14 protein-coding genes are annotated in these 16,521 nt (G+C 47.9%); 9 read left to right on the top strand and 5 right to left on the bottom strand.

Going from position 1 to position 16,521, the window contains the following annotated elements; all coding sequences use genetic code 11:
- Positions 1-16: 16 nt before the first annotated feature.
- From BN1360_RS23000 to BN1360_RS22980, 5 genes are all read right to left on the bottom strand, one after another.
- Positions 17-1,072, bottom strand: a complete 1,056-nt coding sequence (locus BN1360_RS23000) for an ABC transporter ATP-binding protein (protein ID WP_068782169.1) — start codon at positions 1,070-1,072, stop codon at positions 17-19.
- A gap of 16 nt (positions 1,073-1,088) precedes the next feature.
- A complete protein-coding gene (locus BN1360_RS22995; protein ID WP_068782168.1) occupies positions 1,089-1,877 on the bottom strand; it encodes an ABC transporter permease in 789 nt (262 codons plus the stop codon).
- A gap of 4 nt (positions 1,878-1,881) precedes the next feature.
- Positions 1,882-2,703, bottom strand: a complete 822-nt coding sequence (locus BN1360_RS22990) for an ABC transporter permease (protein ID WP_068782167.1) — start codon at positions 2,701-2,703, stop codon at positions 1,882-1,884.
- A 535-nt stretch (positions 2,704-3,238) separates the two neighbouring features.
- Positions 3,239-4,321, bottom strand: coding sequence for an ABC transporter substrate-binding protein (locus BN1360_RS22985; RefSeq protein WP_068782166.1), 1,083 nt, complete (start codon positions 4,319-4,321; stop codon positions 3,239-3,241).
- A 189-nt stretch (positions 4,322-4,510) separates the two neighbouring features.
- Complete coding sequence (locus BN1360_RS22980) at positions 4,511-4,867, bottom strand: hypothetical protein (RefSeq protein ID WP_068782165.1); 357 nt, start codon at positions 4,865-4,867, stop codon at positions 4,511-4,513.
- 299 nt (positions 4,868-5,166) lie between these two features.
- Between BN1360_RS22980 and BN1360_RS22975 the strand changes: the two genes are divergently transcribed.
- From BN1360_RS22975 to nadE, 9 genes are all read left to right on the top strand, one after another.
- Complete coding sequence (locus BN1360_RS22975) at positions 5,167-6,099, top strand: ABC transporter permease (RefSeq protein WP_068782164.1); 933 nt, start codon at positions 5,167-5,169, stop codon at positions 6,097-6,099.
- Between the two features lie 11 nt (positions 6,100-6,110).
- On the top strand, positions 6,111-7,019 hold the full coding sequence (locus tag BN1360_RS22970; RefSeq protein ID WP_068782163.1) for a carbohydrate ABC transporter permease: 909 nt from the start codon (positions 6,111-6,113) through the stop codon (positions 7,017-7,019).
- 175 nt (positions 7,020-7,194) lie between these two features.
- Positions 7,195-8,829, top strand: a complete 1,635-nt coding sequence (locus BN1360_RS22965) for an extracellular solute-binding protein (protein ID WP_068782162.1) — start codon at positions 7,195-7,197, stop codon at positions 8,827-8,829.
- Positions 8,830-8,935: 106 nt separating this feature from the next.
- Positions 8,936-11,176 (top strand): helix-turn-helix transcriptional regulator, encoded by a 2,241-nt coding sequence (locus BN1360_RS22960; protein WP_068782161.1) that lies wholly within the window; start codon positions 8,936-8,938, stop codon positions 11,174-11,176.
- 296 nt (positions 11,177-11,472) lie between these two features.
- On the top strand, positions 11,473-12,255 hold the full coding sequence (locus BN1360_RS22955; RefSeq protein ID WP_068782538.1) for an NUDIX hydrolase: 783 nt from the start codon (positions 11,473-11,475) through the stop codon (positions 12,253-12,255).
- Positions 12,256-12,287: 32 nt separating this feature from the next.
- A complete protein-coding gene (locus BN1360_RS22950; RefSeq protein WP_068782160.1) occupies positions 12,288-12,848 on the top strand; it encodes a cysteine hydrolase family protein in 561 nt (186 codons plus the stop codon).
- Positions 12,849-12,864: 16 nt separating this feature from the next.
- Positions 12,865-14,364 (top strand): nicotinate phosphoribosyltransferase, encoded by a 1,500-nt coding sequence (locus BN1360_RS22945; RefSeq protein ID WP_068782159.1) that lies wholly within the window; start codon positions 12,865-12,867, stop codon positions 14,362-14,364.
- A gap of 300 nt (positions 14,365-14,664) precedes the next feature.
- Positions 14,665-15,279, top strand: coding sequence for a nicotinate (nicotinamide) nucleotide adenylyltransferase (nadD, locus tag BN1360_RS22940; protein WP_068782158.1), 615 nt, complete (start codon positions 14,665-14,667; stop codon positions 15,277-15,279).
- An 18-nt stretch (positions 15,280-15,297) separates the two neighbouring features.
- A complete protein-coding gene (gene nadE / locus BN1360_RS22935) occupies positions 15,298-16,119 on the top strand; it encodes an ammonia-dependent NAD(+) synthetase (protein ID WP_068782157.1) in 822 nt (273 codons plus the stop codon).
- Positions 16,120-16,521 lie beyond the last annotated feature (402 nt).

The raw sequence follows: 16,521 nt of genomic DNA, 5'->3' as shown, positions 1-16,521 counted from the left end.
TCTGTTCCCCCTATTGTTATTCGACAAGTACGAGTTTCTCCGATGGAAACAACAGACGGATTTCTTGCCCGCTCAAATAGGGCTGCTGCATCTCCTTGTTCACGGTAAATTCGCCGAGTGGTGTAACCACGACATATTGATAACTGCGGCCCAGATAAGTGCTTACCTTGACCTTGCCTGTCAACACATTATCGCCGGCCTGGATTTCTTCAAGCGTTCCGGCGATAATATCGTCCGGACGGATCGCTCCCTTCATAGACACAGGCATTCCCGGTACCTTGGCGGCATGAAAATGATCATCCCCGCTGCGCAGGCTGAAGAAAGAGCCTTCATCCTCGCGCTCCTGGAAATCGATGAAGTTGTTGAAGCCGATAAAACGGGCAACGAACTCCGATTTCGGATATTGGAAGATGACCGAAGGCTTGTCGAGCTGTTCGATGATGCCTTTGTTCATGACCGCGACCCGGTCAGAGATCGAGAAGCATTCTTCCTGATCATGCGATACATAGACGGTCGTAATCCCCAGCTCCTGCTGAATTCGGCGGATCTCTACGCGCATATTGACCCTAAGGTTGGCGTCCAGATTGGACAGCGGCTCATCGAACAGCAGCAGATCGGGTTCGATAACAAGTGCGCGTGCAATCGCAACGCGCTGTCTTTGCCCGCCGGAGAGCGCCTGAGGAAAGCGTTTCTCAAATCCGCCCAGACTGACGACATCCAGCATGCTCATAACCCGCCGCTTGATCTCATCCTCTTTGACCTTGCGCTGCCGCAAGCCAAAGGCGATGTTATCGAAGACGGACATATGCGGGAACAAGGCGTAGCTCTGGAACACAAAGCCGAAGTTGCGTTTATTAATCGGAACGCGGGTATAGTCTTGACCGCCAAAGGAGAACTTGCCGTCCGTAGCTTCAAGGAAACCGGCAATTAGGCGAAGTGTAGTTGTCTTTCCACAACCGCTGGGACCCAGCAGGGAGATAAGGTGGCCTTTCTCGATGGAAAGGTTGAAGTCCTTCAAAATATATTGCTGATCATAGGCGACCGATACGTTATCCAGTTGCAATAAATCCATCAATGTATGCCTCCATTCATTGTTTAGTGAAGTAGGTGAGTCCGAGCAGTCTTTCGATCAAAAACATAAATCCTGCAGTGATCAGCATCAGCAGCACCGAGATCGCCGCGATGGTCGGATCAAAATAATTCTCCACGTAAGTCAGCATTTGAATCGGCAGCGTACTAACGCCAGGACCGGTCATAAATAATGAAATGTCCACGTTGTTGAACGACTCCAGGAAGGCCAGCAGCACCGAGGCGATAATGCCCGATTTGATGTTGGGCAGCACGACTTTGAAGAAGGTGGACAGGCGGCTGGAGCCAAGGCTGAGCGCCGCTTCTTCAACCGCGAAATCGAATCCGGCCAGGCTTGAACCGATAACGCGGATAATAAACGGCAGCATAATGACGGTGTGTCCGATCAATAGCGCTGCATAAACCGGAATATGGAAGGTGATCACGACGTACTTCAGCAAAGTAAAACCTAGCACGATCCCTGGGATCAATAGGGGAGACAGAAACAACGCATTCAGCGTCTCCTTGCCCTTGAAGGATGCGCGATTCAGTGCGTAAGCCGCAGGGATTCCCAACAAAATAGCGATCAGATTGCCGAGCAGCGAGACAAAAATAGAAGTTTTGAAGGTGCTCATAAACATATCGACTTCAAAAATATTTTTGTACCAGCGCAGCGAAAAACCGGTTGGCGGGAATTTCAATACGGTTCCAGGCTCAAAGGAGGTCACCGCGATAATCACAAGCGGCCCGAGCAGAAATATATATACGATAAAAGTGAACAGGGCAAGCCCAGGATTTTTGTTCTTCATAGCTCTACTCCTTCGGTTTGAATTTGGCCGCTGCTTTATTCATCAGCCCAATGACGATAAAGGTAATTATCATCATGATGGTGGCGATAGCCGAGGCTGCCTGCCAATCGTTCAGTGTAATGGCATTCTGGTACAGGAATGTAGCTACAACGCGTTTCTTGCCGCCCAGGAGGGCTGGTGTTGTATAGGCCGTCAGACTGCCGACAAAAACCAGGATACTGCCGACGATCAATCCCGGAATGCTGAGCGGGAAGATGATCTTGCGGAAAGCGGTCAGCTTGGAAGCTCCCAAGCTTTGAGCGGCTTGGACCAAATCATGATCGATCGACTCCATCACGCCAACCAGCGTAATCAGAATCAAAGGCAGGAACAGATGGACAAGTCCGATAATCATCGCTGTAGGCGTGTATAAAATGCTGATCGGCTCTTTAACGAGTCCTATGGACGTCAGCAGATTGTTAATTAGTCCATTTTTGCCAAGTATGATCATCCAGCTGAAAGAGCGCACGACCGAGCTCGTAAGTAATGGAAAGATGGCCAGCGCGAGCATAATGCCTTTTCTGCGCGCCGGCTGCTTGGATAAATAATAGGCGACCGGAAAACCGATCAAAATGCACAGCAAGGTTGTCACGACGCTGACAAGCAGGGTCGTACCCAGAATATCCAGGAAATACGCGTCTTTGAAAAATTGTGTGTAAATCCCGATTGAGAAACCGCCATCCTTGAATACAGTCGAGCCGACCGTAAGGATCAGCGGAATAATCATGAACAATGTCAGGAACAGAAAACCCGGTGCAAGAAGCAGGTACAAGTATCGCTTTTTCATGAATGGCAATCTCCTGTTTTTAGAGGTAGTTCAAAAAGTCCGCTTATGATAAGAAAACCTGATCGCAGCAATTCTCAAATGAGAGAGGTGCGATGCAAAGGTACGTTTTCTTGCGATAACGTTCCGCTTCCGGAGACCCCGGTTCATCCCACTGAAGCGTTCCGAAGAAAAGCTGGTTTGGTAAGCATAAGCTTGGGTGTTGAAAACCGTGCTTTTTGAACATATCCCTTTAATAAATGGCAAACATCAAAGAATCCGTTGCCTCACTAATTCGTGCTGTGCAGAACAAAGATAAATCGGTGAACAAATTTCTCTTCTCCCAATCGACCCTCTGGCCAACATTTGCGTTAGGCTCATGCAGAAGGCAGTTGTCCACCTTTCAAGGGAATCGATGATGCCCCTGATCCGATCCATTCTAAGTCCCGTTTAATGAATAAAAGCAGGGACTAGGGCAGCCCCTGCTTCGTGGAATGCATACAAGGCTGCCTAAGATGCCGGAATATTGCAGCAGCAATTAACAGATTGGTGTAAGGGATTAACGGGTGACTTCGCGGTTGAAGCGATCTGTCCAAGCTTTTAGATGGCTGTTAACAAATGCCATGTCCAGCTTTTGCAGCTTTTCGACGACATCCGCTCCATAAGTGACGCCAGCGGCTTCTTCCTCCGTCAGTTTCACGTCCTTGTTTGCAGGGGAATCTACTTTGGCTTTTGCGGCTTTTTCTTGGACTTCTTGGCTAAGCTGCCAATCGATAAATTGTTCAGCCAGCTCTTTGTTTTTGCTTCCCTTAACTACGTTAAGCGTATTGATGATGGCATAGGCGCCTTCTTTTGGCGTTACGAACTCGATCCCGGGAACCGCCTTTTGCAGATCGCTCAGATACATTTGCATGATCGGCCCGGCTGCGGCTTCCCCTTGGGTGAACATGTTTACGAATTCAGAGGTTTTACTGTAATATTTCACGACGCTTGGGTTCAGCGCGGCCAATTGTTCAAAAGCTTGATCTTCGTTAAACTCTGCGCTTCCCGAGATTTTCGATGCGGCATCTACCATCATCGGACCGCTGGTCGAGGTGATGCTTGGCATCGTCAGCTTGCCTTTCAGCTCCGGCTTCCACAGGTCGCCCCAGGATTCGATCGTTGTTCCGGCTGCTTGAGGGTCATAAGCAATTCCCAGTTGGCCAATGGTATAGGCAGGACCATATTCCTCGCCGTTAGGGGCTTGAGCGATCTCATAAATATGCTCCAGGTTTTTGAAATGGCTGCGGTCGATTGTCTCGAAGGCGCCGGCCTCGATGCCCTGCTGCGCGTAATAATCGGACAGATAGATCACATCGACATCGGAGCTGCCTTGCATGATTTTGCTTAGGCGGTCCGCATTGTTGCCTGTTTCAAGCACGATTTTGACATTATGGGCCTTTTCGAACGGTTCGTAGACCTCTTTATTGTAGAAGTCCTCAGCGAAGCCCCAGGTCGAGATGACCAGCTTCTGCGGTTTGCCACCTGTCGTATTGCCGTTGGCGCTGTTTCCATCACCGCTGCTGCTTCCGCATCCGGCCAATACAATTGCAGCAAGGCTGCAAGCCAAAAGACCTTTAACCCATGTTTTTTTCACACTCATTCACTCCTATTAAAAGTTTTTGTACATCAATTTCTATTTCATTTTGAAAAAAAGAAAAGCGCTCTAGGTAGAAGAAAATCTCTAACTAGAGCACTTATTCATTGTAAACAAAGAATAACCGCATCTGCTTGTGGTACTGGTGCGGACAGTCCTTAAGATGCAATCAAAAGGAAAGCGCCGCTAGGTTAATTATTTTTTGGGAACAACCTCTTGTAAGAGAATGTTCGTGACAGCCCACTGCGTGGCAGGATCATAATCCCGAAGCAGCACTTCAATCTGAAGCCCAAGCTCCTCTTCAAGCCGGGATTTCAGCTTCTTCTTGTAAATCATCGACATATAGAAGTCGACTTCATATTTCAAAGCCGGAATCTCGCCCTCCAGAGCCGCAGAGCGGGGGGAACGACGATGTCTGGCATATAATACGATTCCTTCGGGATGTACGCTTGTCTTCAATAATGAAGTACCGAAGCCAAACAATTCCTTGGACACCTCATTATATACCTGGCTCAACTTCTGTTTGAATTCATTGGAATCGTTATGAACCATTGGTCACCTCATACTTTTAATGAACTGGTGATAAGGAGTTCATGCAAGAATTATAATACATAAAAAGAGATGAATTTGCAAGTTATTGTTCGGGTTTTGGGGAATAAGTGTCACAAATTTAATTTTGGATGTATAAAACAGGGTTAATTTACGAACTTTTCAGCCTTAGAGGTTTTGCTGCGAAAAAATTGCGAATCCGAGAAAAATATGTTGCTTGCCTTTCAAATCAGGGCGCGGCTATATTGAAAATGCGGAACGGGCCCAAAAATGACCGCAATCGCAAGGGAAAGGGGAAGACCATGAAAGCAATCAGTCAACAAGGAAAACGCCGATCATTTCACCTTCGTGACAATGCTCAGCTTTACCTGATAATGCTTCCCGTTCTAGTCCATCTTTTTATTTTCAGCTATATTCCGATGTATGGCATAGTGATCGCATTTCAGGATTATTACCCGGGAAAACCTTTCTTATCGTTTACAGATGTGAACTGGGTAGGACTCAAGCATTTCATCAATTTTTTTAACGGACCTTACTTCGGAAGATTAATGCGCAATACCTTCTTGCTCAGCTTTTATTATCTTGTGTTTGGTTTTTGGGTACCTATTGTATTCTCCTTATTGCTAAATGAACTGAAGCATGGCGTCTTTAAAAAGTTTGTGCAGACGGCTAGTTATCTGCCGCATTTTATTTCCAATGTAGTCGTGGCGGGGATGGTATTATCCTTTATCAACGTGGACGGGATAATCAATGTCATTATCCAGATGTTTGGCGGGACGCCAATCGCTTTAAACACCGAACCTGCCTATTTCCCGGCGATTTATACGATTACGAGCATCTGGAAGTCGTTTGGCTGGAGCAGTATTTTGTATTTGGCGGCCATGTCCTCCGTAGACCCGAATTTGTATGAAGCAGCAAAAATGGATGGAGCTAACCGATTCAAGCAGATGCTTCATATTTCGCTGCCCTCGATTCGTCCGACCATCTTTATTTTGCTTATTTTCGCGATTGGCAGTCTGCTTTCGGCGAACAGCGAATTTATTTTGTTGATCTACAATCCGATGGTGTATGAAACGGCGGATGTTATAGGCACCTATTTGTACCGAGACGGCCTGCTTGGCGGCAATTTCAGCATGGGGACGGCAGTTGGGTTATTCATATCATTAATTAATTTTACGCTGTTATATATTGCTAACTCATTAAGCCACAAATATTCAGACTATGCCTTGTGGTAAGGAGGAGTAAGATGGTCTCGGCTCATCGAAATCCAAATAAAATCAGAGAAGGCTCCATCGTCGTTGACATTATTTTATATGCGATCGCATTCATTATCTGTTTGATCACCCTGTATCCATTTTACTTTGTTATCATCATGTCCATCAGCGCGCCGCAAGAAGTAGCTGCCATGAATGTTTTTTGGTATCCGAAAGGCTTCAACCTCGGCTCGTATGAGCTGATCGTAAAAGATATGAAAATGTGGTGGGCTTACTCCAACACACTGATTTATGTCAGCGCCGGGACCTTATTGAACTGTCTAATGGCCGTGCTGGGAGCTTACCCGTTAACGGTGCGAAATCTGAAGGGGAGAAAATGGGTAGTTGCGTATCTGCTGATTCCCATGTATTTCGGGGGCGGGCTTATCCCCTCTTACCTGCTCATAAATAAGCTCGGATTATACAATACGATGTTTGCAGTCATTATTCCGGGGATGGTCAGCATCTGGAACATTATTCTGGTTCGGACCTTCTTTACGACAATTCCGGATGGGCTGAAGGAATCCGCCTTTATCGACGGCGCTTCCCATTTGCAGCTGCTGTTCAAGATTATTTTGCCGATTTCCAAGCCGATTCTGGCGGTAATTGCTATCTATTCCATTGTCGGCATCTGGAACAGCTGGTTTGATGCACTGGTGTATTTGCCGAATGAGAAGCTTCATCCGCTGCAAATGTATCTGTACCGGGTTGTTGTTCAGCAATCCGTCGATCTGAAGATGCTATCGCTGGATGATGCCAAGAATGCAGTGGCTACGATGCTGTCCAATATCCAATTAAAGTATGCGATCATCGTATTCACAACGTTGCCCGTGATTTTTACCTATCCGTTTTTTCAAAAATATTTCATCAAGGGAGCGCTTCTCGGTTCCTTGAAAGAATAGCCCTAAACCGCTTTTCGGGAACAACAAAAAGGTTTGTTCTCGGATCTGTAGACATGAACAGGGTTGCTACATTAAGATGTAAGCGATTTCTTTATTGGTAAAATTGAACCTCCATGCAGATCCGATCGCAATAGAATACTTGTGTTATCAAACATTTCTAGGGGGAATGTAAAAGATGAAGCGTTGGAGAAGATCATTGATGGCATTGATGGCAGCGGTTGTTGTGTTCGGGACCATCACAGCCTGCGGCGGCGGAGAGGTGAAGAAGGAGGAGGGAGGCAGCTCTTCGACGGCGGAGAAAAATGTCAGCAAACTGAAATTGCTTGGGCCCACCGGCTCCAATAAGTACATTAAGTTCGAGGATAGAGATAAATACCCGGTGTGGACGGAAGTCGATAAAATGATACAGGAAGCTGGACTGGAGCTGGAATATGAGCTGGTTCCCAATGAGCAATATAAAGTAGTTATTCAGACTAGAATGGCCTCAGGTTCCTCTCTCCCCGACATTGTGAATATTTCGCAGCTGGATAATACGACGGTTCTGAACCTGGCCAAGCAGGGTGTGCTGCTTGATTTGAATCCGCTAATCGAGAAATATAGCAATGGAAATATTAAGAAGATGTACGATCAGGAATTCCCTTATGCCAAAAAAACGACGACATCGCCTGACGGCAAAATGTACTGGTTCAGTGATTTGCACAAAAAAACGTATCAGGAGAAGGAGCCGGCGCCCGTGGCCTTGAGCATGCTGATCCGCAAAGACTGGCTGGATAAGCTGAATCTTCCGGCCCCAGCCAATGCCAAGGAGTATTTGGACACGTTAAAGGCGATCAGAGACAAGGACGCCAATGGCAACGGCAAGCCGGACGAGGTTCTGGTCTACGATACGAGCAAATTTGAGGGCGCAATCGCCCAATGGTTCGGACTTGGCACCGACATTACGGCGGTGGACGTAGAGAATAAAAAGGTAGTCTCCCCGTGGTATCAGGAAGGTATCAAGGACTATTTCCTCTATCTGCAGCAGCTTGTTAAGGAAGGGGTGCTCGATACAAGCCTGATCGGGGCTACGGGAGAGCAGAAGCAGCAGAAGATGACCGAAAATCAGGTGGCTTCCATCAGCGATTACAATCTGGAAACTTATCTGGAGCCCACGATCAATGGCGGCGGTGATTTCCTTCCGTTGATGCCGCTTCAAGCCGTTGAGCATATAGCCCCGGCTGCGCAATTGGAGCCTCCGTTTCTGGTATGGCAAAAATATGCGATTACCAAAGACTGCAAAGATGTGGAGGCGGCGATCCGATTTTTCGATATGATCTACTCTGATCCTTATGCGGACCTGCTGTACTGGGGTATCGAAGGCCAGACCTACAAAAGGGATGACAATGGAGCAAAAGTATATATCAACAACGGTTCGGATGAAGAGCTGGCCAAATCAGGACAGGTCACCGGGCGCCCGCTATTCGGGGATACCGTATTCCCTCGCGTTCAATTCGCCAATCTGGAGTTCGAGCTGTCCGGCGTATCGAAGGATAAAGCCGACCATGAGTTGAATATGCTTAATTACAAGCCATATTTCGTCAACATGAATGCCAACTACCTGGCGATTCCCGATGATCAGCAGCTTGAGACGAAGACAAAAATTTTAACGAATCTTAGAACCTATTCGGAAGAGCTTGCTACCAAGCTGGCTTTGGGCCAGAAATCTCTCGATAACTGGGATGAGTATATTTCCGAGTTGAAAAAGCTAGGGTTGGATCAGTTGATCGAGATCGACCAGCAGTTGCTTGATAGATACAACAGCATCGAATAACGATTGTACAATCGGGAAAACAGACGTTCTCTCCGTTAGCAGGGGAGATCGTCGTTTTCCTCCTTCTGCTTCATGATGGATTCATAACCGGAGGAGGGGATGGCCTTTGCGACTAGGAAACTTCGGAAGCGTTACGTTTCGAAAAATCTTTTTATCCTATACCGTGATCCTGATTATTCCGATCATTGTATTCAGCAGCTTGAATGTGCAGCGGAACATCAGGGAGGAGAGGCAGCGGCTGCATGACAAGCATGTTTCCGATGCTAATCGGATTGCGGTCGTCGTTGATGATAAACTGCAGGAGCTCAAAAATTTAGGCAAGCTGATGGGTGAAGAATCTTGGGTCCGGAAAATGATGCAGAATACAGACGTATATGAAAATGAATTTGATTTTCTAAAGATGCTGGAAATTCGTAGGAACTTCGAGAACTCCATCAACTCCCTGAATATTCTCTCCTTCGGAATGATTGTTTTTCCGGAAAAGAAACAGATTTTTTCTGCTTGGGGGACCTATGCCGAGGACGATTTTTTCTCCAGCGTGGCTGTATTCGATAATGAGGTGCAGCAGCGAATCGAGAGCACCGCACTCGAACAACAGTATTTCAAAATGCTGCCGCCGGAAACGATGAAGCTGTGGGGGAACAGCAAACGCGTCATTCCGGTCTTTCAAAGCTTGGAGGTGGTGAACCAACCGCGTGGCGTTCTTGTTTTATTTATTGACAGCGCTTACTTCTCGGATTATATGCATCGGTTTGGCAGTATTGAGTCCACCGATATTTTGATAACGACGCAGGGGCAGTCGATTTACAGGCAGACCCAGGCCGGGCTTGCCGGGGAGGAGCAGGGGAGCCAGGGCAGCTATCAGCTTGTGGTATCCTCGCTTGAGAGCGATCTGAAGTACAAAATGTCTTATCTGGATAGCAGTGTGATCGGTATCAACAATCTGTTCAGTTCGCTGCTGGCTATTATGATATCCATCGCGCTTGGCGCTTTAACCGCGTTCCTGTTGGCCAAAATCAGTTACCATCCGTTAGGGGCCTTGCTGAGCAAGCTTTCGGCTGCGATTCGTTATGACGATGTCAGGAGCAGTCCCATCTCCGGTTCCGAATATAATTACATTGAAAAATCCTTTGATCGGCTGCTGCATGAAAATGAGAAGCTTCAGCGATCGATGCAGGACTATGAAAAAGCTGCCAAGTCGAATTTGTTCCAGCGTCTGCTCAAAGGATATTTTACGGATGATCAGCAAATGAATGGGCTGAAAAAAATCGGTATCGGTTATACCGATGAGATGTATTACTGTACGGTACTAATTAGCTTCCATGCGATCCGCGACGTCTCAGATTTCGGCCAGATCCGCAAAATCGAATTGATGACGCTCGTAATTGTCGAGAAAGTAATGGAGCGTCATGGGCTGGATTATGAGCTGTTTGAAGTGACCCATGCCGATAAGGCGCTGATTTTGTCCTCGGAGGCCCTTTTTGGTCAGGAGGGAAGGATGGAGCGAATCGCCGCCAGCATCACTGAAGAGATCGAACAGGCTTGCGGTTTTCATCCGTATGTCTTGCCCGGGACGGTAGAGAAGGGACTGGTTGGCATTAGCAAATCGTATTACACGGCTAACGAAAGCCTGCAGTTTATTATGTTCTCACGCGACCATCTTCCCGATATTCAGGAAGAAACGGCTCAGACGATCGTGGAATACTATTACCCGACAGATTGGGAAGTACAGCTGATCAATAATCTGAAGATCGGGAATCTGGATACAACCATGCAAATCCTGCATGAGATCAGTGCGGAGAATGGGAAGCGCTGCCTGTCCGAAGCGAGTACAATGCGGTTGGTCTCTTTACTGATGGAGACGATGCTGCGGGTGCTGCATGAATTGAATCTGGATACCGGCATCTACGTGAAGCAGTTTGCCAATAAAGCGGAAGGATCGGATGTCGCGGAGCTGTGGAGCTATGTATATGAAGTCGTCACCCTGATCTGCGAACGCAATCGCTATTCGAACTCGATGCCTACGATCGAGGTTGGCAGCCAGCTGCTGCAGTATGTCAACGAGAATTACACCAGTTCCGACGTTTCGTTGAAGCAGCTTGCTGAAATCTTTCAGATGTCGGTCTCCAAAGTATCGAAAATCTTCAAGGAGGTTACCGGAATTAATTTTTATGATTATTTATGCCGGCTCCGCATGGAAATGGCCAAAGAGCTGCTGCGGGAGAGAAAATGCGGCATCGATGTTATTGCCCGTCGCGTGGGCTATGAAAATGTCTATTCCTTCAAACGGGCCTTTGTCCGGTATGAAGGCATCAAGCCCGATGAATATGTGGATATCGCGATGTGAAAGGAAACAGAGGAGAGAAGCGATGTCCCCAGCAAGCTCGGATCAACGTAGCCTGGTTCAAAGTAAGCCCTGTTCAAGGTGAGCTCTGATTAAAGGCAAATCACCCGAATGGCCGCAAAGTAGCATTTATTTTCTTCGAACTTAAAAACCGTCAGGGCAACTTCCCTGGCGGTTTTTCCCGCTTCATGTGCGTAAGGGCCTAAATTGCATAAATATGGTTGACAATGCTGCAAGAGGTCAGTATAATTACAATTAACAATTTGTTAAGTGTTAAAATAAAGGAGGTTCACAGTGTGATATCCAATGAACAGGCGCTGCAGCACTATGACGTCAAGAAATATAGGACACCGGATGGATATACGTCTGATATCGCGGTGTTTACCATTCTCTCAGGCCAGCCTGAGCCTTTTAAACCCCCGGTTATGAAGCTGTATATTATGCTTATCAAGCGGAGCATGACGGATAGTGAAGGGCGTCCGAATATAGAAGCCGGCAAATGGGCGCTGCCCGGCGGCTTCGTGAACCCGGACGAGACGGCGTTCCAGTCTGCTGCCAGAGAATTGAAGGAGGAGACCGGAGTTGACAGCATCCATCTGGAGCATTATGGCGTGTACGATACTCCGGGACGTGATCCACGGGGATGGATTATCTCCAATGCGCATTATGCCATCGTGCCGGAGCATCTTCTGAAGCATCGCCAGAGTGGAGATGACGCCAGTGAAGTTGAGCTATTTCCGGTTGAGGATGTCCTGAAGCTGGAGCTGGCTTTTGATCACGAACGGATCATCCGTGATGCAATTGATGTGATTCGCCGCAAGCTGCTGGAGACGACTGCCGCTAAGGAGTTTCTGCCCGAGGAATTCACTTATTCCGAGCTTCAGGCGGTGCTGCTTACCGTCACTGATGATTCAGCGATTGCGCTGGACGCTTCTTTTGCTCGTAAAATAAAATCACTGCCATTCATTGAAGAGGTTCCCGGCAGGAAGACAACCCGGACCTCTAAGAAGCCAACGCAATTGTATCGATTCACAGAGACCACGACCGATGTGAATCATTCGCTTTACCATGTTAGAAAGTAAATGGGGACGCTAAAATCAGGGAGGGATTCAGGATGACAGAAGTGAAGAAGAGAGCATTAATCAATATTGATTACACGAATGACTTTGTGGCCGATGATGGAGCGCTGACGTGCGGCAAGCCCGGACAGGCGATTGAGCAGGCGATGGTCGACATTACCAAACAGTTTATTGGCAATAATGATTATGTTGTGTTCGCCATTGATCTTCACAGACAAGGGGATCAGCTGCATCCCGAGACCAGGCTCTTCCCTCCGCACAATCTGGAAGGAACGAAGGGACGCGAGTTGTATGGCGCCTTGGAGAAGGTCTATCAGCTGACCAAGGCGTCCGAAAATGTATATTGGATGGATAAGACGAGATACAGCGCGTTTGCAGGAACGGATCTAGAACTGCAGCTTCGCGCCAGGGGAATCACTGAGCTTCATCTGGTCGGGGTATGCACGGATATTTGCGTATTGCATACCGCAGTTGATGCTTATAATAGAGGATTTCATATTGTGATCCATGAAGCGGCTGTAGCCAGCTTTGATCAGGAAGGCCATGTCTGGGCGCTGCGTCATTTTAAAGCCTCGCTTGGAGCGGAGATTCAGTAAAGAGGAGGAATCAGTCATGAAGAACAGTCTGGATAAAGAGGGGCGGCTGGACGCTTATGCTTATGCGGATGACAGCTATGCCCTGCATACCGATAAATATCAGATCAATATGACTCAGGCTTATTGGCAGGATCAAATTCATAACCGCAAGGCTGTATTTGAGGTCTATTTCCGCAAAATCCCCTTCAAGAACGGTTATGCTGTCTTTGCCGGGCTGGAGCGGGTGATCCGGTATCTGGAGCAATTCCGCTTCACGAAGAGCGATCTCGATTTTTTACGGGAGGACGGCTATAGCGAGGAATTTCTCGCTTACTTGGAACAGCTTCGATTTACGGGAACCGTGCGCTCGATGCAGGAAGGTGAACTCGTCTTTGCCAATGAGCCGATGATGCAGATCGAGGCGCCGCTGGCCGAGGCTCAACTCATTGAGACTGCTCTGCTCAATATGGTTAATTTCCAGACCTTGATTGCAACGAAGGCCTCGCGGATCAAGCAGGTGATCGGCCATGAGACCAGCATGGAGTTTGGCACCCGTCGCGCACAGGAGCTGGATGCTGCAATCTGGGGAGCAAGGGCCGCCTATATCGCCGGCTTTGAAGCAACCTCGAATGTCAGAGCCGGCAAGCTGTTTGGCATTCCAACGGTAGGCACCCACGCCCATGCGATGGTTCAAGCCTATCGCGATGAATATACCGCTTTTCGCAAATATGCGGAAGCCCATAAGGATTGCGTGTTCCTGGTGGATACCTATGATACGCTAAGATCAGGGGTACCTACGGCGATCCAGGTGGCCAAGGAACTTGGCCCGAAGATTAACTTTCTTGGTATTCGTCTCGATAGCGGGGACCTGGCTTATCTGTCGAAGGAAGCGCGCAAGATGCTTGACGCAGCAGGTTTCAAGCAGGCCAATATCTATGCGACCAATGATCTCGATGAGCATACGATCATGAACCTGAAGGCGCAGGGGGCGAAGATCGATGTGTGGGGAGTGGGAACCAAGCTGATTACAGCTTATGATCAACCGGCCTTGGGTGCGGTATATAAATTGATCGCGATCGAGGACGAGCATGGCCAAATGCAGGATACGATCAAGATCAGTGCGAATCCGGAGAAAGTAACGACGCCCGGGCGCAAGAAAGTGTTCCGTATCATCAATAAAGCCAATCAGAAATCGGAAGGCGATTATATCGCGCTAATGCATGAGAATCCGCAGCAGGAGGATCCGCTGAAAATGTTTCATCCGGTGCATACCCATGTTGCCAAGTTCGTTACTAATTTCGAAGCACGCGAGCTGCATCATACGATCTTCGAGGCGGGCAAATTGGTCTATCAGCTGCCGGCGCTGGCCGAGATTCAGCAGTTTGCGGCTCAGAACCTGGAGCTGCTATGGGATGAATACAAACGGATGCTTAATCCGGCCGAGTATCCCGTAGATCTAAGCCAGGCATGCTGGGATAACAAAATGCGCTTGATCGCCAAGATTCAAGAGCAGGTAAACCAAAGAGTCCAAGCTTAAGTGAATATTATGTTAAAAAAGTCGGATTTTTGGCGCTGAGGTTTATACTTTTGATAAGCGATTTTACAAAACTCTATAGTTGAATGAAGCCGGGAACAAAAGAAGTGGGATCATACGTAGTTTGTACTTGAGCCCTTAAGAGGTATCCGTAGAAACCATGACTTCATAAACCCCCTGTCTGGTTCCGGTAGGATTTCAAGATTCAATATTAAATAAGCTACCCGTGCCGTGCTGCTTCGAGATCAAAGGAGGACTTTTATATAACCTCCAGTAAGGGAGAGACAAGGGGAGGAATCGGCGTTGGCCAAAATAGGAATCTACGGATCATCCTTTGATCCGATCACGAACGTGCATTTGTGGACGGCAAGTACGGTGATGCACCGTTGCAAGCTGGATCGGGTTATTTTTCTGCCCTGTTCAAGCAAGCGTCCAGACAAGACGATGCATGTCAGCGATGAGCATCGCTGGAACATGATTGTGATGGCGATCCAGGGGAATGATAGATTTGTTGCCGATAATTATGAAATGAAGCAGCCAGGCTGGGAGATTGCGACGTATTTAACGCTTAAGCATTTTAAGGCGCAATACCCGGAGGATGAGATTTATTTTATAATGGGAGCCGATCTGCTGCTGGATATCGGTGAGGGGAAATGGAAAAAATCCGAGGAGCTTATCCGTGAGAACAAGTTCATCGTAATGGCCAGGGATGGGATTAATATGCTCTCGGCAATCAGCAGGTCGCCTATTCTGCGCAATAGCGATGACGGACAAACGTTCCACCTTATCGATAAAGGGCTGGCGATGGAGATTAGCTCCAGCTATATCCGCGATGAGTTCAGATTAGGCGGAGAACCGCGCTATCTAATGCCCGACAGATGTTATTCCTATATTAAAGATCACAAATTATATAAGTAGAGAGGAGCCATCAGCAATATGAGCATTCAACAACAAGTCATTAAAGCGCTGCATGTGAAGCCGGTCATTCAAGCCAAGGAGGAGATCAGACAGCGGGTGGATTTCCTGAAGGCGTACTGCCGCAAGACGAGAGCCAAAGGCTTCGTCCTTGGAATCAGCGGGGGGCAGGATTCGACACTTGCTGGCCGCTTGGCCCAGCTTGCGGTCGAGGAGCTGCGGGCAGAAGGTTATGAAGCGACATTCTATGCGGTCCGTTTGCCTTACGGTACACAGCAGGATGAGGAGGATGCCGCCGAGGCGCTGACTTTTATCCGACCGGATCAATCCCTGGCCGTCAACATCGAGGAACCGGTACTCGCTTTTTCCGAGCAGGTCAAGCAATCGATCGGACATCCGATGTCTGATTTTAACAAAGGCAATGCCAAGGCGCGCATGCGGATGATGGTCCAATACGCAATCGGCGGGGAGACGGGCTGTCTTGTCATCGGTACGGATCATGCCGCCGAGGCTGTGACCGGCTTCTTTACGAAGTTTGGCGACGGTGGTGCAGATCTCGTGCCATTGGCCGGTCTAACGAAGGCGCAGGGGCGTGAGCTGCTTAAGGAATTAAATGCAACAGAGCGTCTGTATTTGAAGGTTCCTACGGCCGACCTGCTTGATGATAAGCCGCAGCAATCCGATGAAGCAGAGCTCGGCATTACCTATCAAGCGCTGGATGATTATTTAACTGGCGCAGCAGTAGACACCAAGACCAAGGCCAGTATCGAGGAACGCTATTTGCGCAGCGAGCATAAACGTCAGTTGCCTGTGGCCCCTTATGACGAATGGTGGAAATCATAATATAAGTGGAGGGCCATGCATGGCCCTCCACTTTTTTTGTGACGAGTAACGAACACCACAGACGCTTGGAAGCGAAGAACTGCCGTTTATAAATTTAATAGTCATAGGCTCCTTTCATGACCGTACCATGATATCCTTCTACATCCCTCCAATTTAAGTCATATTTTATTTTCCTTGCCATATAAATACTTTCGTACCAAATCGTAACCTTACCGCTACCTCAGCGTGTGTTTCGTATTCTCCCCTGGCTTCATTCTGCGAAGTGAATGCTATATCACCTCATTAACACCCATTTGATGTTCACTCAAATTAAACCCATACCGATACCCATGTCCCATGCCTGAAGGTGTACACTTTAGTTTTGCTGTGTTTCCACCTAAGTGTTTTTTGCTATGTTTTCCC

Origin of the sequence: Paenibacillus sp. GM2, assembly GCF_900069005.2 — a bacterium.
Taxonomy (GTDB): domain Bacteria; phylum Bacillota; class Bacilli; order Paenibacillales; family Paenibacillaceae; genus Fontibacillus.
This window is presented reverse-complemented; position numbering and strand designations above follow the sequence as displayed.